The following is a 19,245-nucleotide window of genomic DNA, read 5'->3' as shown; positions in this document are numbered from 1 at the left end:
AAGGTTTTTTTACAAGGTCAGTGCGCCCCGCCGACCGGCTTTGGCGGCTTCGTGGATCAGGTACTTTTTAGCTCGCTTCTCCAGTACGACGTACACGGAATCACGATCTTCGTTCAGACCTGATAGCGTGATGCGCTGGGGTGTCGGGCGGTCGTAGTGCAGGTGCAGGGTTTCACTGGTGTGATTCGGGTTGCGGTTCGTCAGCGTCAGTACGTGCCGGGTCGAATCGATCTGATACTGGTAATAGTGTCGTCCCTGTGAGCCGGCCTGCTCGTACGTCCGGTCGGTGTCAGCAGCGTGAATTTCTTCGGTATTCTGCGCATCCAGTTTAACCGGCCGGTTCGACTTCACGCTGATCGTGTTCCAGGTTTCGAACACGACATCCTGCCAGCGCACCGAATCCTGCCGGGCGTACGGTATGGTCTGTCCACGCAGCCGAAACTCGGTCACATTGTAGATACCAGCCGCACCGGGCAAGCCCGCCGACTGTGGAAACTGGTACGGACCCGTGCGGTAAGCCGCGTAGGTTTTGTACCCATAAACACCCACCATCAGCATAATAAACGCCGTTTTGACGACCAGCCGGGCGGCACGTTGCCAGCCAGTGAACACAGGTCGAAAGCGCGCCGGGGCAGCTGCCACTTCCAGCGACACGAGCCGGAACAAGCGCACAGCGTCGAACGCAAACAGGGCCAGGGCGAACGTAATCAACAGGAGACTGTATATATGTTCGCCCCCTTCATAAGCCAGATTCGAGACAAACACATTACCCAGAAACGGCAGGATAAGCAGCAGTCCGATCGGCGTGGTCCGGCGGTTAAGCAGCAGTAAACCGCCCACAATTTCGACCAGTCCCAGAAACGATTCGTAGGACGGTACCACGCCCAGGCTCAGCGAGAATAGCTTCCAGGCCGTGAAATCACCATAGGCTGTATTCAGGTTGCTGATCGACGGGTAGGGTGCCTGCAACGGAAACAGTTTGATGAATCCGTACACCAGCACGCCAAACGCCAGCCGGTAGCGCAGCACCACCCGCAGGACGTAGTACAGCCCGTCATAGTTGGCCCGTTTCTTCGCCTGCCAGCTCCAGATCAGCGTTCCCAGCAGGGCGATCTGCGCGATGATAGCCCAGTCGGCAAACGTGTCGGCTGCTACGCCATAGCCAAAGAACCGGGGGGCGTATCGCGACAGGTTGAAAACATCCCGGTAGAAGCCGCTACCCCAGTCCAGCGTAAGCAGGTCGCGGTAGAAACGCCAGTCGAGCGGGACGGCCTGTAACGTGAAGTAAAGAAAGAAGAACCGAAACAGAACCCGCTCCACTGGTATCCAGCCCGTTCTAACCGACGAGTCAGCAAGGTTAACCGGCCGCTGTATGGGCGTACGACTTTCCCAGGCAGGATGCCAGTCGGACGCGATGGTACTATCAAGTTTGCTCATGCGCCTGTCGTTTTAGAGCGCGGCCAGGGCCTGCTCGATGTCGTCTTTGATGTCGTCGATATGCTCGATGCCTACGGAAAGCCGTAGCGCCGTTGGTGCGACGCCAGCCCCCGACTGTTCTTCCTCGTTAAGCTGCGAGTGCGTGGTCGACGCGGGGTGAATGATCAGCGTTTTGGAATCACCTACGTTTGCCAGGTGGCTGATCAGTTTCAGGCTGTTCACGAATTTTTCGGCGCGGGCCTTGTCGCCTTTCAGCTCGAACGAGAGTACCCCGCCGAAGCCGCGTTGCAGGTACTTCTTCGCCAGCGCGTGGTACGGATTGTCGGGCAGGCCCAGGTAGTTTACGCTGGCTATCTGCGGATGCTGCTGAAGCCACTGCGCCAGTTCCAGCGCGTTCTGCGTTGTCCGTTCGATGCGCAGTGTCAGCGTCTCCAACCCCTGTAGCAGTAGAAACGAGTTGAACGGACTCTGCGACGGCCCCCAGTCGCGCAGCCCTTCCACCCGCGCCCGGATGATGAACTGGATGTTGCCAAACGGACCGCCGACACCAAACACATCGTTCAGCACCAGCCCATGGTAGCTCGGCGACGGCTCGGTAAACTGCGGGTACCTGCCATTACCCCAGTTGTATTTTCCGGAATCGACAATGACGCCCCCGATAGTCGTCCCGTGCCCACCGATCCACTTCGTTGCTGACTCCACGACGATGTGGGCTCCGTAGTCGATGGGCCGGGCAATGGCACCAGCCGCCCCGAAGGTGTTGTCGACGATCAGCGGCAGGTCGTATTTTTCGGCCAGACGGGCAAAAGCCTCGAAATCGGGTACGTTGAAACCGGGATTGCCAATCGTTTCCAGGTAGATAAATTTCGTCCGCTCATCGATCAGTTTTTCAAAACTCTCGACCTTGTCGCCGTCGGCAAAGCGCGCTTCGACGCCAATATTTTTGAACGAGTTTTTGAACTGATTGTACGAACCGCCGTACAGATAAGTCGTCGTGACGAAGTTGTCGCCGACGGTCGTGATGTTGTTGATCGCGATGAACTGTGCCGCGTGCCCGGACGCCACCGCCAGTGCCGCAACGCCCCCTTCCAGCTCGGCTACCCGCTTCTCGAACACTTCATTAGTAGGGTTCATGATGCGGCTGTAGATGTTGCCGAATTCTTTCAACGCGAACAGGTTCGCGCCGTGCGTCGTGTCGTTGAAGGCGTAGGAGGTCGTCTGGTAAATGGGGACGGCACGGGCGTTGGTGGTGGGGTCAATCTGCTGACCACCGTGGAGTTGAATGGTTTCGAAGCGCATGGAATTGGTATGTTAAGAGAAGAATTGTTTGTTGTATTGACCTCGCTGACCTCACGGCAGCAGTCAGTTCTTGGGTCAAGTCTGTTGATAGCCAAATTTTCTCCGACCCGTTTACCCCCCAGCCCCCTAAAGGGGGTGAACTTCATTTGCGGAGTGCTCCCCCTTCAGGGGGCCGGGGAGTAAGGTCAGTTCGATCGCTGGGGCGCGCGCGCGATCACCGTACGGGTTTGCAGGTCAAATTTTTGTCCCTTGCTCAGGTAGTAGAATGGCCCGCCCGTACTGTTCTGCCCAGACGGATACTGCGCGCTGCTGGCAATCTGCCTAGCGTCGTAGATGCCGACATACGACGCGCCCAGCACCTCGAACGTATTTTGCTGCACGACCACGGCCGTTCCTTCATCGATACCCAATCCCAGCAGTTCGGGCCGGGCTTTGATCACCTCGATCAGATCGAACTGCCGGTTCCGGCGCATGACGTGCTGATCGATGGTGACGTTATGGATGAAATCCAGCCCCTGCGTGTGGTCGCCGATCATGATCGCGTTGCCTTTCGTGTCGCCCCGCACCATGAACGAGCCCTGAATCGTAGCCCCCGCCGACGTCCCGCCAATAACCCCGCCCCGCGCCAGCAGCGCATTGAATTGATTGTGTGCCAGCGTATTGAGGTATGAATCAGCCAGTCGCCAGTGCCGTCCGCCCACGAACCAGATACCGGTCGCCTGTTTTAGCGGTGCAACGAAGGCTTCGGTATTGGCGACTTTCGGATCGCGGGTATGCAGCAGCGTCAGCTTGGTTACGCCCAGTTTCCGCAGTGTTTCGTATTCACGGGGCGTACTGTTCGCAGCCGAGTCCTCGCCAGCCGTTGGAATGACGACGATGTTGGCGGTCGCCGGTCCTCCCGCCAGTTCGATGAAGCGGTTCCAGATGTCAGGCGTAATGGCCCCGCCCCCAACGATCACCAGCGCACCCTTTTCGGGGCCGACGAATTTAGGCTGTGCCGCACTGGATTGTGCCGCACTGGACTGTGCCGCACTGGACTGTGCCCGGCCAGACAGGCCAACGCTTAACAGGAAACCGATAATGAGCAGTTGCTTTTTCATGCGTTTTTGGGATTGAGTTTTTTAATGCTGCTAATAACCTTACGGCAGCGGCAGAATCAATACCTAGTACCCCTCATTCTGCGTCAGCGCCTTATCGGCCAGTAGCTCGCTGTTCGGAATCGGGAACACGTATTTTCGGGTGTCGGTGATACCCAGCACGGTAGCGACCCGGCCTGTACGGACCAGATCGAACCAGCGGTCGGTTTCGAAGGGAAATTCCACCCGGCGTTCATCGCTGATGGCCGTCAGTAGTGCGTCTTTCGTGGCGGCTGTCGACGCGGGTACAGCGGCCCGGCTGCGTACGGCGTTGAGATCGGCCAGGGCGAGTGTCGTTTTGCCAAGTTGCGCCCGTGCCTCGGCCCGAATCAGGTAGAGTTCGGCGATGCGGATGACGTAGGCCGGGTCGGTGCCCAGCGGGTTGCGGTAATATAGTTTGCCGTACCAGAGATTACCCGGCGCGGCCGTCTGCGCGATGAGTTCTTTCCGGTTTCCTCCCACCGTCGCGTCGTTCAGCGATTTGACGAGTGCATCGTTGGGCGCCCACTCCCGCCGACCACTCAGCGCCGGAGGTAACCACCAGTTGTAATGCCCATTCTTGAACGAGTTGCTGTACGCGATTTCAAATACCGACTCGGTCGTGGCAACAGCATTATTGGCGAAAAACGCACTGTAGGGCGATACCAGTTTGTAGTTGGTATCGTCAATGAGTTTAGTCGCGTAGCTTTCCGCCTGTTCCCACTCCTGCCGGTACAGATGATACCGCGCCCGCAGCGCCCAGACCGTCTTACGGGTAAATCGGTTGCGGTTGGTTGTCGCACTCAGCAGCGGCTCGGCAGTGGTCAGGTCCTTGAGCACCTGCGCGTAGGTGTCGGTCAGGCTGCTGCGCGGAATACCCGTATTGTCGGTTGGCGCATAGGTGGCTTTCAGAATCAGTTGCACACCACCCCAGCCCCGCGCCAGATCGAAATACGACAGCGCCCGCACGGCGTAGGCTTCGCCCAGTATCTGGTTTTTGCGGTCGGCCGTCAACTGCGGGTCCGACAGGTTGGGGACGGTTTCGAGCAGGTAGTTAGCCGCCAGAATCGTCTGGTAGATGGCCGCCCAGGCCGACCCTACATAGCCGTTGGTCGACGTGACGCGCCGGGCGAAGATTTCCTGCGGGGCTGTCTGCGAACCCGTCCAGTTGATGTCGCCCCCCGACAGATACGACAGTGCCGGGAAATTCGAGCCGTAATAGCTATCGTTGCCGAGTCGGTTGTACATGCCGTTGACAGCCGCTTCAGCCGTGCTGGCGTTGGTAATAGCCTGTGACTGATCGACCTGTAAATCAGGCTGAACGTCCAGAAATTGCTGACAACTGCTGGTGAGTAGCAGCACAGCGGGGAGTATATGATAGATTAGTTTTTTCATGGAAAGACGGAGCGATACATGTATGTGTTGGCTATTTCCTGTCATAGCACCGGACAAACGAAGGGTCAGGTCGTCGGGCCGGAAAGAGCTGTGTAGCCTGGACCTCCAGGTCCGGGTGGGCGCGCTAGCGACCGAATAGCTACCGCCTGAACCAATTGGCCTGACGGCCACCCGGACCTGGAGGTCCAGGCTACATAGTGCTGCTTACAGTGTGATGTTCAGGCCAAACTGAGCTGTGCGCGGTTGCGGGGGTGTGCCGAGGTCGTAGCCCTGCGTCGTTGGGTTTGCCGTTACGTTTACTTCGGGGTCGGGACCCTGGTAACGACTGAGCAGCCACAGGTTCGAGCCGCTGTAATAGACGCGGGCCGACGCGATACCGATCCGGTTCAGGATCGCTTTCGGAATGGTATAGCCGATTACCAGCGAGTTCAATCGCAGAAACGAACCATCTTCCACAAAACGACTGATCGGACTCAGGTTATAGTTGGTACCGATGGTCGTGACGCGGGGTACGTCGGTGATGTCGCCCGGTTTCTGCCAGCGGTTCAACTGATTTTTGTTGATGGCTCGCCGTTCGTCGCGCGTTCCACCCGACTCTTGGAAGAACCGATTGCTGTTGTAGACCTTGTTGCCCGTCTGGAAATTAAAGAAGACCGACAGATCGAAGCCCTTGTACGACAGCGTATTGTTTAACCCGCCAAACAGCGTAGGCAACGCGCTGCCGTAAAACTGCCGGTCGTTGGCCGTGATCTGCCCGTCTTTGTTGACGTCCTCGTAGACCGCGTTGCCGGTTTGTGGATCGACGTACAGTTGTTTATAAACGTAAAACGCGTGGAACGGCTGCCCCTGCTGCATCCGCTCGGCGGAGTAGCTGGCATCAACCGGAATGGACAGTTGCTCAATCCGGTTGATGTTCGTCGCAATGTTGAAACTTGTGTTCCACTGCAACCCGCCCCGGTTGATGTTCAGCGAATTAACGGCAAACTCAAGCCCCCGGTTACTGACGGCCCCGTTGTTCTGATAGATCGACGCGAAACCCGAACTCTGCGCCAGCGGCACCTGCAACAGCAGATCGTAGGTGTACTTGTGATAGGCGTTCAGTTCCAAGCCGATGCGGTTGTTGAGCAGGCCGATGTTCAGGCCGATATTGGCCTGCCGCGTGGTTTCCCATTTCAGATTTGGGTTGGCCAGCTGCACCGGAAATGTGCCGGGGCTATCCTGGTAATTAAAGCCGCCACCCCACAGGCCACGGGCCGCGTAGTTGTCGATGCCGTTCTGATTCCCGGTATACCCCACACTCGCCCGCAGTTTCAGATCACTTAGGAAACCGACATCTTTCAGAAAGTTCTCCTGCTTCAACTGCCAGGCTACCCCCACCGACGGGAAATAGCCCCAGCGCTTGCCCTCGGCAAACTTGGACGACGCATCGGCCCGCAGGCTGGCTTCGAGGAAGTATTTCCGGGCAAAGCTGTAGTCGACTCGCCCGAAAAACGACGTCAGGTTGTAGGCGTAGCGATTCGACGAGGCCGTCGTTACCGAGGCCGACGCGATCTGCCTGAAGGCGTCCGATGGGAAGTTGGTCCCCTGCGCGAACGTCTGCGTCGACACGTTGCCTTGCAGCGTATTGCCCAGCAGGGCACTGAACGTGTGCTGGCTGCCGAACGCCCTGCGATAGTTCAGCGTCTGCTCATTGATCCAGATGGTATTCGTGCTGATGCTCGACGTGGCCAGCCCTTTGCTGGCGCTACCCCGGTTCGTCAGCGTGTTCCAGTATTCGTATTCGTCATAGTTGTTGTAATCCAGACTCCAGCTGCTGCGTAATTTCAGCCCCTTGATGATTTCGTATTCGCCATAAATATTTCCGATGTACCGCGTACTGATCGAATGCATATCGGTATTGTTGATCAGCACGTCGAGGTTATCGAATCCGGCCCATTTGGCGTATGTACCGTCGTCGTTGAACTTGGGCAGGTAGGTCGGCGTGTGCAGCGCAGCCTGTAAAATACCGCCCTGCGGCCCATCACCGACGCGGGCGTTGGTGCGCTTCGACTGCGAGAGAATATTGCTTGTCCCGATCTTGATCCTGTCGGTAATATCCTGGTCGAGGTTCAATTTAAAACTGGCCCGGTTGAAGTCGTTGGTGCGCAGCGTGGCTTGCTGACTGGTATAGCCCCCGCCGATGTAGTAGCGCGTGTTCGCGTTGCCACCCGCCACCGACAGATCGTAGTTCTGTAGGGCACCCGTCCGGAAAATATCGCCCAGTCGGTCGTAGATCGGTTGTTCTTCGGGCAGTCCCCGCCCCCCTTCCGATTTGGGCCGGAACGGGCGCGTCGCAGCCGATTTACCATCGTTGATCCACGCTTCGTTGATGATCGTCGCATGTTCGGGGCCCGTCACCAGGTCCCAGAGTTTGGGTGCCCACGCCTGCCCGCCTGATAGGTTGAGCGACACCTTGGGTTTGCTATTGTAAGCCCCCCGCTTGGTTGTAATCAGCACGACTCCGTTAGCCGCCCGCGCGCCGTAGATGGCAGTCGCTTCGGCGTCTTTCAGAATCGAGATCGACTCAATATCAGCGGGGTTGATGTCTGCCAGCGGGTTGTTGGCCTGCCCCTGGGTCGTGATTTTCTGAAGCGACTGGTTATTCACGAATACCCCATCGACTACGTACAGCGGGTCGTTGCTGGCGTTGATCGAGGTTGTCCCGCGAATACGAAAGAAAATACCGTCGCCCGGCACACCCGTATTGGCAGCCACCTGCACCCCGGCGGCCCGCCCCTGCAACTGCTGATCGAAGCTGGCAACGGGTCGGTTCTTGATCTCGTCGGCGTTCACCTGCGACACCGCGCCCACCAGATCTTTCCGATCCTGCGTGCCGTACCCGACAATCACGACTTCGTTCAATTGCGAAGCCGATTCGTTCAGCGTAACAATTATACTTGACTGATTACCAACGGTAACTTCTGTCGACTGGTAGCCGATAGCCGAGACCACCAGCACGTCGGCCGCTTTGACATCGAGCGAAAACGCCCCGTTTCCATCGGTGGACGTACCACGAGTCTGCCCCTTAAAGACGACACTTGAACCGGGTAACACGTCGCCGTCTTTGGCCCGAACGACGCCTTTTAGCAGGTGTTCGACAGATGATTGTGCGCGTATTCCCTGAATACTGATCAGCCAGACTAATCCACTGAGGATAGCCCAGCTGGCCGTACGGTACCTGGCAGGATACCGCACGCTTGCTGGTTTTTGCATTACTTTGTATTGGTTATGTGAAAATGAGGCCTGGCAGGGCCTTGTTGTAACCGGCCGGGACGGTGGCAGCCGTTCCGGCCTTTTTTTGCCACTACCCTACCGGGCAACGGCGATCAAGTTGTTGATGAGAGGGTACTTCAAACACGCCCGTTAATCCTGAATCCGGCGGGCAAAGCGGTGGTAAAAGGGTGTCTTGCTATGCTGGTTTTTCGGCTGGTACTCCCCCGTAATGATGGGAATGTACATCACCCGTCGCCGACTGGCGGCCCCTTCGTAGGGCGACTGCTCAACACGGTGCCACAGACTACCATTGTGAATGGTCAGGTCGCCCGCTTCAATGTCGAAGCCGACTTCGCGTGGATCGGGTCGATGGTCGATGAACTGGCGTTTCCTGAATAAGGTCAGTAGCGCATTCTGCTTATGCGTACCGGGCAGCACCCGCAAACCACCGTTTCGTTGCGGGCAGTCGTCGAGGTGCAGCCCCACGTTCAGCATCGGCCGAATACGGTGGCCCATAAACAGGTCGCGGGGACTATCCGTATGCCAGCCCATGCGCGAGAAATTCGACTCCGGCGTCCGCACGTAGTGGTTGATGACCAGCCCATCTTTCTCTTCCGGACTGATACGCCCTTCGTAGGGCGACAGCAGTTGCGTCAGTTGCTGTAGCCGGTCATCGTTCAGGAAATCGGCCAGCACCGGGCTGAACAGCGACGCAAAGGCGAACCGCTGCACGATGCGCTGACCGTTTTCATCGTGCCCGAACTTAATGGGTGTACCGTTGATTTTATCGACCTTTTCGGCCAGCCAGTTTGATTCGATCCACTGCATTTCACGCAGAAACGTTTGTACCTGCTGCCGGTCGACAAACCCTTTGATATGTACGAATCCATTCTTGTTGAAAAAGTCAACCTGCTCGTTGGTCAGTGCTTTGGTAACAGGCTGTGTGGTGGTGTCAGGTAGTTCCAGCATGTGCATTTTTCAGTTAAGCGCGCCGACAGACGCGTATTGACCATGGATAAAAACTCTCACTCAGTTTTCGATCTTTTCTGCGGATTGGTAGACCTAAAAGGTTTCTAAAACCGTTTAGGTCTGTCTTCATTCAGGAAGGTACCGGTTGAACCCGGCCGTACAGGTATTGGAAATAGTGTCGCTTGATGCTTGCCCGGTACGCCCACCACGACAGGCCACCGATGTACGCCAGCACGACCAGCAACTGTATACCCGAAACCGCGTATACCAGCCCCCAGATTACAACCAGCCGGGCCAGTTCGAGGTGCAGCACCCAACGACGCTGTTCGAGCAGCGCGCCCATGTTGATCAGCGTCAGCAGGACAAACACCGCTACCAAACCCTGGGCCCAACCGGGTATGTAGCGCTCCAGCAGCAGAAAGACGAACAACAGCACCAGTACGCCCACCAGTTGCCCGACCACATAGCCGCGAAACTTGCCCCGATTCAGTGCAGGCGGCACTTGCTGTAGCAACCGGCTTTCCAGCTCAGCCCGAATCCCCGCATCAACCCCGTCGGGTCGACCGAAAAGCAATCGGATCTTAGCCACGACACTGGGGGTACGGCGCACGGCCACGAGCAATTCGAGCAGGAAATGGAACTGCTGCCAGAGAAAGCTGTAGCTGTTCAGCGGCTTGGTAAGGCCGTAGACAGGCTCCTCCTGTTCCTCCGCGAAGGTGCCGAACAGCTTGTCCCAGAAAATGAATACGTCGCCGTAGTTCTTATCGAGGTACTGCGGGTTGACAGCGTGGTGAACCCGGTGGTGCGACGGTGTCACCAGCACGTATTCAAGCCAGCCCAGTTTACCCACCGTGCGGGTATGCAGGAAGAAAGCATACAACCCGTGTACCAGCAGGATACTCACAACCATACCCGCCGGGAAACCGATGATAGGCAGTACGCTCCAGAATCCCGTTCGGACGATGGCCTGAAAAACCGTAATCCGCGCCGAGACGGTGTAGTTGAAATCTTCGCTCTGATGATGTACCACGTGCGCGGCCCAGAACAGACTGATTTCGTGCCCCAACCGGTGATACCAGTACCAGACAAAATCTGTCATGACCAGCAGCGCGACCCAGCTCCAGATCGTTGCCCGAATCTCGAACAGCGCGAATCGTTGATGCAGCCACGCATAGAACACATAGGTTGCTCCGGCAATGAACAGATCGAGCAGACGCTCGGCGATGCCCACATTGAGGTTCGCGATCGACTCATTGAATCGGAAATACGTCTTCCGCTGCGCCCGTGAGACCCAGTACTCCAGCCCGATCAGAAGTAAAAAAAGCGGGATTGCGTAAGCCAGCCAGTTAAGTTGCATAGTCGGTTGGGGTTAAGCTAACGAATGCGATTCCGCCAACCGGATACTGTCGTTAAACGATCACCTGAAACCGGCTTAGCTATCCATTGTCGTGAAGTAACTGTCGTATTCATAGCGTGCTGTTCGAATCGTTTTGGTCCTCTGATTTTCCGTGTTCCGGTAAATACACCAATAGTCCCGGTGTTAGATAGACTATTAGTACTTTTAATCTATTGGAGTAGTAGATTTATGCAAATAAAGCACGCGATTCCGTACGCTTCCAAATAATCAGCGCGTAAAAATTAAATTTAGTAGAAATGAGGAGCGCAACGTATCGTAACGATTCGAGTTGCTACACGGCAAGGTGATCGGTGTTGTCCAGCCACTAACCGATACAACTAACCCTCTGTTTCGCAGTATGTTACCTAAACTATCAGCCGTCACATTGCGACTGAACGAAGCCAGCCACTTTGTACGATAACGGGACAATACAGGAAAATAAAACGAATCCAGCGTATTGGATAAATCCACATACGCCGAACGTCGACCAGCAAGTCAGTTTGACGACGACGAGCAAATTCATTGTAGGGGTACTGATGTATTCCGGTCTATATCAGATCAGTCCCAGCATTCCATAATCAGCAGATCGCCAGTTTGTGCTTCGATTCGCACAAAGCCATCGCGTTCGGCCTCGTTACTGCTACCGGTGCGGTAGCCCAGCGTCAGCGTTTCGTCGTTCAGGTTGTACTTCAGTCCCTCTGTCACGATACCCGATACGGTACCGACCGGAATCAATGAGATGGGTGTACCGGCGGCATACCACTTCTCGTAGCGCCCCACCAGCGGAAAAATCTTCGAATGATCATCGAAGATAACCGGCCGAATGCGGTCTTTATACCGTACCAGACTGGTCATGTTCGTGATCGAGTGGTCGGCCCGACGCCCCGTTGCCCAGACGATGTTGACCGCCGGGTACCCACGTTCGATGAGCAGCTCAATGCCTTTGTCGAGATCGGTCTTATTCTGATCGGGCGCATGGACAATCTCCAGCGGATACTGATGCGCCCGGATGGTATCCAGGTCGAGGTCGCGGTCGAAATCGCCGAGCAGCACATCGACTTTGATACCCAGATCGAATACGCGCCAGATGGCACTATCGAGTACAACCACCGTCGGACTCCACTCCAGCAGTTGCCCCAGCAAGTCCGGCTGACAGGCTTCGCCATTGGCGATCAGCAGCGCCGGTTCCTGTTTCTCACGAACAACGTGGTGGGAGGACATACGTTTGGTTTACGGTTTTTGGTTTACTGTCTTCTGTTGGTCACAATATAGAGTTGGTAACGCATCGGCAATACCTGACCGGTTAGGCAACCGTAAACCGTACACCGAAAACTATAAACCGACACTACAATGCGCTACGGAGGGCTTTTTCGACGTCGTCGGGTTCGTCAACGGCCTGCGCGGTATGGGCTGTTTCGACCAGTTTGATGCAGAAGCCGGCTTCGAGCCATCGCAACTGCTCCAGCGATTCAGCCTGTTCAAGCGGTGAAATGGCTAGTTGCGTGATCTTGTCGAGAATGTCGGCGCGATAGGCATACAGGCCCACATGCCGGTGGTAGGCGTGGTGCTGGTGCCAGCTCATCGGGTCGACACCGCGCATGTACGGAATTGGCTGCCGGCTGAAATAGAGCGCTTCCTGCCGGGCGTTCATGATAATCTTTACTTCGCTGGCACTCAGCAACACCTCCGCCGACTCGACCGGTGCCATCTGCGTAGCCAGTTCAACCGACCCGTCCAGCACGATAGCCAGTTCGTCGATCTGATCGGGATTCAGAAAGGGTTCATCACCCTGAACGTTGATGACGTAATTCGTAGCGTCGTCGGGTAGGGTACCATCGGCAACCAGTTTGCGGTAGGCTTCCTGGCAGCGGTCCGTACCACTGGGCAATTCCGTGCGTGTCATCACAGCCCGTCCACCGGCCGCTTCCACGACCGCGACAATTCGTTCGTCGTCCGTCGCGACAAAGACCGCGTCGAGTTTCTGCGCCAGTTTTGCCTGTTCCAGCACCCGCTGAATCATTGGCTTGCCACCAATATCGGTCAGTGGCTTACCGGGAAAACGGGTCGAGCCGTACCGGGCGGGGATGATACCAACAATCATTTTTTCGATTTTCGGTTAGTAGTTTTCGGTTTACAGTCTTCAGTTTGCGGTAATTCCGGACAGCCCTTACTACCGTAAACCGACTACTGAAAACCGTAAACAGCTTATTTCTGAACAGGGCCGTCGGGACCGACAGTCCAGTAACTCGGTTCGACGGCCTGACGCTGGGCGTAGTACCGATCATAAACGGGTTTATAGCGCAGTCGCTCGTTCATCACCGTATCGAACTGACCCAGCAGCCCGAGCAGCATCTCGCAGCCTTCGCGCACGGCCCATTGCCCGCTTTCTGAGCCAGTCAGGTAATCGACCAGCCCGTTGCGCACGACATAATCCGTGAGCAGCGGGTTGGCCCGCCGACGCACCATCACGCGTACACCCGCCACTTCAGCCACCGACAAATCGAGGGCATCGTCGAAGAAAAAAGCGACTTCGTGCGGTTGTAGCCCATACTGATCCAGCAAATGCTTCAACACGTCGACTTTGTGCTTGGCCTGTGAATAACACGCATGAAAGTGCTCCCGCCGGACAAGCGCATCGGCCAGTTCGTTGATTACGCCGGTGATGATGGCTACGACCGGTAATTGATCGCGGTGATGCAGCCAGAAACCGAAGCGCAGCAGGTTCGTCCCCATTGAATCGACTTCGCTGAAGCTGCTACTCCCCGATCCCGTTTTTACACCGTCGTTAAACACCCCGTCCCAGTCAAACACGATCGCCTTTACGGCGCGTAGTTTTTCCGTCAGCGTATCGACGGGTGTTACGAATTGGCCGCCCAGTGCGGTAAACGTTTGTTCGGTATGATTCATCAACTCGATAGGCGTGTATATCCAGTGCAGTGTAGCCTGGACCTCCAGGTCCGGGTGGACGCGAAGCGGCTTATAGCTGCCCCTCAACGCAGTTGGCCTGACGGCCACCCGGACCTGGAGGTCCAGGCTACACATTCACAGACTAAATCTGGAGCCCTACGCCAGTTCGGGCAGTGTGTTGCGGTATTTTACTTCAACCGCGTGCAGTTCGAGCAGCGGTTTCAGGAATTCCTCCAGGTATTTGATGTCAAGCTGACTGGCCGCATCACACAGGGCCTCTGAAGGGCAGGTGTGCGTTTCAACAAACAGACCGTCGACGCCGGCAGCGACACCGGCGCGGGCCAATACGGGCAGGTATTCGCGGGCACCACCTTTCGCATCGGCCGACGGAATACCGTACTTCCGAATCGCGTGGGTTACGTCGAACACGACGGGGTAGTTGGTGCGGGCCATGTGGTAAAACGAACGGGGATCGACCACCAGGTCGTTATAGCCGAAGGTGAATCCACGCTCGGTCAGGATGATCTGATCGTTGCCCGAGTCTTCGATTTTCTTCACCGGATGCTTCATGTTTTCCGGTGCCAGAAACTGGCCGTGCTTTACGTTGACCACCCGGCCGGTTTTAGCCGCTGCCGTTACCAGCATCGTCTGCATGCAGAGGTAAGCTGGAATCTGAATCACGTCGACTACATCAGCTACGGCTGCACACTGATCGGGGTAATGCACATCGGTCAGGACGGGGAAGCCGAACTGCTCTTTTACCTTCGCCAGCACCTGAATGCCTTTCTCCAGACCGGGGCCATTGTAGTAGTTCAGGCTCGACCGGTTGTCTTTCTGAAACGATGATTTATAGATGATCTTGATACCGACGCGCTCCTGAATTTCGCGGAGCTGCTCGGCCACGTTCATCATGATTTTCTCGTCTTCAATGACGCATGGTCCCGATATGAGAAACAACTCATCCGATCCACATTCGATGTCGCCAACGCGAACAATTTTCTGAGACATATATACGTAAGTTAACCCGCCAGTAGTGCGGAGAATTTTTCAATACGGTAAGCGTGACAGTAGTCGCACTTACATCCGGCGGAACAGGTCTTTCAGCGAGTCGATCGTAACGACGTCTTTCCAGTTATCGCCGATCGCGTGCAGCCACATGTGCGGCAGATTGTACGATACGTGCGCCATCTGCGTGATCGTGTCGTCGCTCCACTCCTTCGATAGTCCCTGTGGCAGGTCGATCTGGTGGTACGCCACCATTTCCTTGAACTCCTTCACGCCTTCGGGGTAGAAGTCGCCCAGGTGATTCATGGCAATGCAGTTGGCGTAGCAATGACGCATCCCCAGAATCTTCGACAGGCCGTAGCTCAGCGCGTGACAAACGCCTACTTCGGAGTATGTCAGACTCAGGCCACCCATCAGCGACGCCACCATCAGTTTGTCGTCATTTTCGGGGGTTTGTCCCGAATTTTCGCCCAGGTAGATTTCCCGGCAAAGCTTCATCGACTGCTCGGCGAACGCGTGCGAATACGCATTGTTCAGCCGTCCGTTTTCCGACTCTACGCAGTGAATATAGGTGTCCATACCGGTGTAGAACCACCAGTTACGGGGTACCGATGCGATCAGTTCGGGATCAAGCACGATCTGGTTGAATACCGTCCATTCGCATTTCAGGCCCAGCTTTTTCTCCGGTCCGGTCAGTACCGCCGTCATCGACACTTCGGCACCCGTACCTGAGATGGTCGGCACGCCAACGTGGTAGATACCCGGCTTTTTGATCAGATTCAAGCCCTGATATAATGTCGACGATCCTTCGTTGGTCAGCATCAGCGACAGTGCTTTGGCGATGTCCATGATGCTGCCGCCCCCGATACCGACTACGCCCGACGGCAACCCTTTCTGCGCCAGAATCTCGTCGCGCAGGCTGTCGATCTGCTCGGTGGTCGGCTCGTGCTCTTCGACGCTGATGTAATACACCAGGTCGTGGTCATGTACCGGCACGCGACTTTCGAGCGGCTTGCCTTTGAAGTAATTGTCGACCAGAAACACGAAGTACTGGTTGTTTTCGGCCCGTTGTGGTGCCAGAATGTCATCGAGCTGATTGAAACTCCCCCGCCCGTAGACGGTCTTTTCAATCCCCTTGAAATTTTTGTGCAGTGTCATAATCAAATAAGGTACTACCAGACGATACTTACTTCGTATAGTTGAAACAAAGCATCACGCGTAGGAACAGCTATATGTTCAGCTAACGCTTGTGCTCTTAACAACGGTCTCATTGATAGTCAGCAAAATCGTCTAGCGGGGCATCAAAATCGGGAGCCATCCATACTTTCCCTTTCGCATAGCCAAACTCACGTTCGCCAGTCGTTTGGCTCCGCTGTTTAGTTCGCAGAAATTCGACAAAGTGCTCTGTCTCCCGACGTAAATCGGGAGACAGAGCTTGGAATTCGGCTATTGAATGGATTGTTGACATGTCGTCGTATGCAGATTACGCAGCCAGTTGTGCCGGTGGATACAGAATATTTTTGACCCCAATTATTTCGTCGAGTTCATCCCAAAATACATGATACGCCGAAAAGGTGAACTGCTGTCGCTGCTCGGGCGTTGCTGCCGCCAGCAACGCCGACCATGTAATCGGCCAGGCAATCAGACGGCCATCTGCCAGATCAAAATGTACCCGCTTATCGTCAATCCACACATTCACCAAAACAGGTAACTCGCCAATTTTTACCGCATCAGACGTTACGTTTGGTCTTGTAGTTAAGGGAGATACTGTTTGCTGCGCAGTAGGTTCCATAGGCTTCTTGAATTGAACGCATTTGTTCGGTTAACGTCGTTTCAACATCGTTTAATTCGCGTTGCCTAAATCCGCTATTATCAGCTAGCTCAAAGCTACCGTCGGCAAAGATCCAGTACTTGCAAAGACGCTTTCCTCTGTCGCCAATGTGAACGTGAAACGGTTCGTTCAGCAAATCGAACATAACGAAGAAAAACCGTAACCCCGCATGAATGAACAGCGTGGGCATTTTACGCTTCTACGCTCATTGCCTTCTTCACGGCAGCGCTGATCTTGTCGGCGAGAGCAGCTACTTCTTCATTGGTCCAGGTCGCGCGAATACCGAACGAAATCAGTCGGCCGATGGTCTGCTGTGCGCCCGGTACGTCGAGGTTGTTGTAATCCTGTGGAGCACCGAGCTTTTCGATGGTCAGAGCCGACGCGGTACGCATCTGTTTCAGGTGGTCCCACTGATTGATGAAGTGGTACATATTGGTGTACCAGTAGTTGAACCCACCGACACCAGCCGCGTTCAGCTCAAGCACGACCCGAGCCGCCGACTCCGTGTCGGGCAGGAGTATGTTGAGGAACGTAGCCGAATCACCATCCGCATCGGGGATACGGGCGAACGAAATACCGTCGACTTCGCCCAATGTCGCCATTAGTTGCTTCTTATGAACGTTGTTTTTCTCGATGATTTCCGGTACCCGGCGCGTCTGCACGAGTCCGACGGCGGCATGGAGTTCACTAATGCGGTAATTGAAGCCCAGAATCGGGTGCTGCTCCATCCCCCGGTTGCTGCCGATATGATCGTGGCCGTGGTCCGAGTACGAATCAGCGTGTTTATACGCCGTTTCGTCGTTCGTCACCATGATACCACCTTCGCCCGCCGTAGCGATTTTGAAGAAGTCGAACGAGTAAGCACCCGTCTTTCCAAACAGTCCCGTGTACGTCCCCTTGTAGCTGGCACCCATCGCCTGACCGGCGTCTTCGACCAGCACCAGGTTGTGCTCATTGATTACGGCCATAATGGCATCCATGTCGGCCATCTGTCCGCACATATGTACCAGGCAAACGCCCTTCGTTTTTGGCGTGATGGCTTTGCGAATACCCTCGGCGCTCAGGCAAAGCGTATCATCGATGTCCGCAAAGACGGGCAGGGCACCAACCATCAGCACGGCTTCTACCGTCGCGATGTAGGTGAACGGTGGCACGATGACTTCATCGCCAGCCCCGATGCCGGCAGCCACCATTGCAATCAAGGCGGCTGTTGACCCGCTCGATACGGCATGCGCGTAGCTGGCACCGACCAGTTTGGCTACTTCCGCTTCAAACTCGCGGGCTTTGTAAATATCGTTGCGCAGGGCTTCGTGGTTGTAGCGAAACAGGATACCCGTTTCCAGCACGTCGTTGATTTCCTTGCGTTCGGCATCACCGAAAAACTCCATTCCAGGCATAATCGGAAGGGTTAATATTGGTTTGTTGTTCAGAATTGACAGACAAAAGTACGGCATTTTACCGACTTCGTTTGGCCGGGATTTTGGGGCAGCTAGTAGCGAATCCGCTTGTCGAGGGCGACCCACTCCCGAAACACAACGTTAGCTTCATCGCGCAGGCTCTGTTGCATCGGAATGTGTCGTTCGTCGCGCGGCTTCTCGATTTCCTCGTAGATAAACTGATCGTCGAACCCGGCCCCGGCCGCATCGGAATGAAACGAGCCATACACGATCCGGTCGGGACGCGCCCAGTAAATGGCTCCCAGGCACATCGGGCAGGGCTCGCAGGATGCGTAGAGCGTACAGCCTTCGAGTTGAAACGTGCCCAGCCGCTGGCAGGCATCGCGGATGGCGACTACCTCGGCATGGGCCGTCGGGTCGTTGGTCGACGTTACCTGATTACTTCCCTTGCCGACGATCTCCCCGTTCCGGACGATCACCGCCCCAAACGGACCACCTTGTCCGGTCATCATACCATCGCGGGCTAGCTGAATAGCCTCGCGCAAAAAGTCATTATCGGTTTTGTTTGTAGCAGTCATACTTGAAAAGTCAGTTAATCGGCAGCACGAGTCCAATACCCGAATCGGTAGCCTGTAGCAATTGTTCCTGCTGCCGGTCGCCCCGGCGCTTGAAGAGCAGGTAGTTAACCAGATCGAAGGCGAGCAGGAAACCGCCCTGCACCATAATCGACGTACCGTAGCCCTGCTGCTGAGCCGCTTTGCCGGGCAAGCCGCTCAGTTCATTGGTCCTGCCCCGCTGCCGCAGGTACAAGCCACCCATGACATAGGCCACGTCGAGACCAGTGTTGACCAGTAGAAGCTGCTTCATGTTTTCGTGTCGCCGGACGGCCTGCGCGAGCGTTTCGCCTTCACCGGACTGTTTTCGCTGACTCAGCGCAGCCGCTCCGGCAATACCCAGATTTACCAGATTCCAGTAGACGTTCATCTGGTGAAAGGCTTTGGTTTCGCCCGTTGTCTGTCCGGCGGCAATGGCCCCAACAGCGATATTCGCCAGCGCATACCCGCCCAGTGCGTATCCCAGTGTTTTCTGGTGACGAATCCGCTGTTCGCTGAAGTCGCGTAACGTAGCCGGGGGGTCCGCTCGTTGCGCCGAAACGGCCGTACCCAATAAAAGTGAGCTGGCCGTAACCAGCCACGAACGAAGTGACGTCATAAGGTCGTGCGTTTATGCTGGAACAACCCC

The 19,245-nt window shown here is 55.8% G+C and carries 18 protein-coding genes; all 18 read right to left on the bottom strand.

Annotated features, from left to right (window positions below; translation table 11 throughout):
* Positions 1-9 precede the first annotated feature (9 nt).
* The gene (locus CLV58_RS10100) at positions 10-1,437 is read right to left on the bottom strand and encodes a DoxX family protein (protein ID WP_245882293.1); all 1,428 of its coding nucleotides are present in this window, start codon (positions 1,435-1,437) and stop codon (positions 10-12) included.
* Between the two features lie 12 nt (positions 1,438-1,449).
* Positions 1,450-2,736: an O-acetylhomoserine aminocarboxypropyltransferase/cysteine synthase family protein gene (locus CLV58_RS10095; RefSeq protein WP_106137671.1), complete on the bottom strand. Its 1,287-nt coding sequence runs from the start codon at positions 2,734-2,736 to the stop codon at positions 1,450-1,452.
* Between the two features lie 185 nt (positions 2,737-2,921).
* Positions 2,922-3,836, bottom strand: a complete 915-nt coding sequence (locus tag CLV58_RS10090; RefSeq protein ID WP_106137670.1) for a cyanophycinase — start codon at positions 3,834-3,836, stop codon at positions 2,922-2,924.
* A 63-nt stretch (positions 3,837-3,899) separates the two neighbouring features.
* Entirely contained in the window at positions 3,900-5,246 is a 1,347-nt protein-coding gene (locus CLV58_RS10085) for a RagB/SusD family nutrient uptake outer membrane protein (protein WP_106137669.1), read from the bottom strand.
* A 204-nt stretch (positions 5,247-5,450) separates the two neighbouring features.
* Positions 5,451-8,498 carry a SusC/RagA family TonB-linked outer membrane protein gene (locus CLV58_RS10080; protein ID WP_106137668.1) on the bottom strand — a complete coding sequence of 1,016 codons (3,048 nt, stop codon included), beginning with the start codon at positions 8,496-8,498 and terminating at the stop codon, positions 5,451-5,453.
* A gap of 150 nt (positions 8,499-8,648) precedes the next feature.
* Positions 8,649-9,473, bottom strand: coding sequence for a phytanoyl-CoA dioxygenase family protein (locus tag CLV58_RS10075; RefSeq protein WP_106137667.1), 825 nt, complete (start codon positions 9,471-9,473; stop codon positions 8,649-8,651).
* Between the two features lie 124 nt (positions 9,474-9,597).
* On the bottom strand, positions 9,598-10,824 hold the full coding sequence (locus CLV58_RS10070; RefSeq protein WP_106137666.1) for a sterol desaturase family protein: 1,227 nt from the start codon (positions 10,822-10,824) through the stop codon (positions 9,598-9,600).
* A gap of 597 nt (positions 10,825-11,421) precedes the next feature.
* The gene (locus CLV58_RS10065) at positions 11,422-12,084 is read right to left on the bottom strand and encodes a thiamine diphosphokinase (RefSeq protein ID WP_106137665.1); all 663 of its coding nucleotides are present in this window, start codon (positions 12,082-12,084) and stop codon (positions 11,422-11,424) included.
* Positions 12,085-12,208: 124 nt separating this feature from the next.
* Positions 12,209-12,964, bottom strand: coding sequence for a 3-deoxy-manno-octulosonate cytidylyltransferase (gene kdsB, locus CLV58_RS10060; protein WP_106137664.1), 756 nt, complete (start codon positions 12,962-12,964; stop codon positions 12,209-12,211).
* A 104-nt stretch (positions 12,965-13,068) separates the two neighbouring features.
* Positions 13,069-13,905: a phosphatase gene (locus CLV58_RS10055; RefSeq protein ID WP_342748902.1), complete on the bottom strand. Its 837-nt coding sequence runs from the start codon at positions 13,903-13,905 to the stop codon at positions 13,069-13,071.
* Positions 13,906-13,926: 21 nt separating this feature from the next.
* On the bottom strand, positions 13,927-14,778 hold the full coding sequence (gene kdsA / locus CLV58_RS10050; protein WP_106137662.1) for a 3-deoxy-8-phosphooctulonate synthase: 852 nt from the start codon (positions 14,776-14,778) through the stop codon (positions 13,927-13,929).
* A 69-nt stretch (positions 14,779-14,847) separates the two neighbouring features.
* On the bottom strand, positions 14,848-15,933 hold the full coding sequence (locus CLV58_RS10045) for an iron-containing alcohol dehydrogenase family protein (protein WP_106137661.1): 1,086 nt from the start codon (positions 15,931-15,933) through the stop codon (positions 14,848-14,850).
* A 109-nt stretch (positions 15,934-16,042) separates the two neighbouring features.
* On the bottom strand, positions 16,043-16,243 hold the full coding sequence (gene vapB / locus CLV58_RS10040; protein WP_106137660.1) for a type II toxin-antitoxin system VapB family antitoxin: 201 nt from the start codon (positions 16,241-16,243) through the stop codon (positions 16,043-16,045).
* Positions 16,244-16,258: 15 nt separating this feature from the next.
* Positions 16,259-16,567, bottom strand: a complete 309-nt coding sequence (locus tag CLV58_RS10035; protein ID WP_106137659.1) for a DUF2442 domain-containing protein — start codon at positions 16,565-16,567, stop codon at positions 16,259-16,261.
* On the bottom strand, positions 16,506-16,796 hold the full coding sequence (locus CLV58_RS29130) for a DUF4160 domain-containing protein (RefSeq protein WP_106137658.1): 291 nt from the start codon (positions 16,794-16,796) through the stop codon (positions 16,506-16,508). The genes CLV58_RS10035 and CLV58_RS29130 overlap by 62 nt, the downstream gene beginning before the upstream one ends.
* A gap of 1 nt (position 16,797) precedes the next feature.
* Positions 16,798-18,003 (bottom strand): DegT/DnrJ/EryC1/StrS family aminotransferase, encoded by a 1,206-nt coding sequence (locus tag CLV58_RS10025; RefSeq protein ID WP_245882292.1) that lies wholly within the window; start codon positions 18,001-18,003, stop codon positions 16,798-16,800.
* Positions 18,004-18,095: 92 nt separating this feature from the next.
* Positions 18,096-18,581, bottom strand: a complete 486-nt coding sequence (locus CLV58_RS10020; RefSeq protein ID WP_106137656.1) for a nucleoside deaminase — start codon at positions 18,579-18,581, stop codon at positions 18,096-18,098.
* A gap of 10 nt (positions 18,582-18,591) precedes the next feature.
* Positions 18,592-19,215, bottom strand: coding sequence for a DUF6992 family protein (locus CLV58_RS10015; RefSeq protein WP_106137655.1), 624 nt, complete (start codon positions 19,213-19,215; stop codon positions 18,592-18,594).
* Between the last annotated feature and the right edge of the window lie 30 nt (positions 19,216-19,245).

Origin of the sequence: Spirosoma oryzae (assembly GCF_003002825.1) — a bacterium.
Taxonomy (GTDB): Bacteria; Bacteroidota; Bacteroidia; order Cytophagales; family Spirosomataceae; genus Spirosoma; species Spirosoma oryzae.
This window is presented reverse-complemented; position numbering and strand designations above follow the sequence as displayed.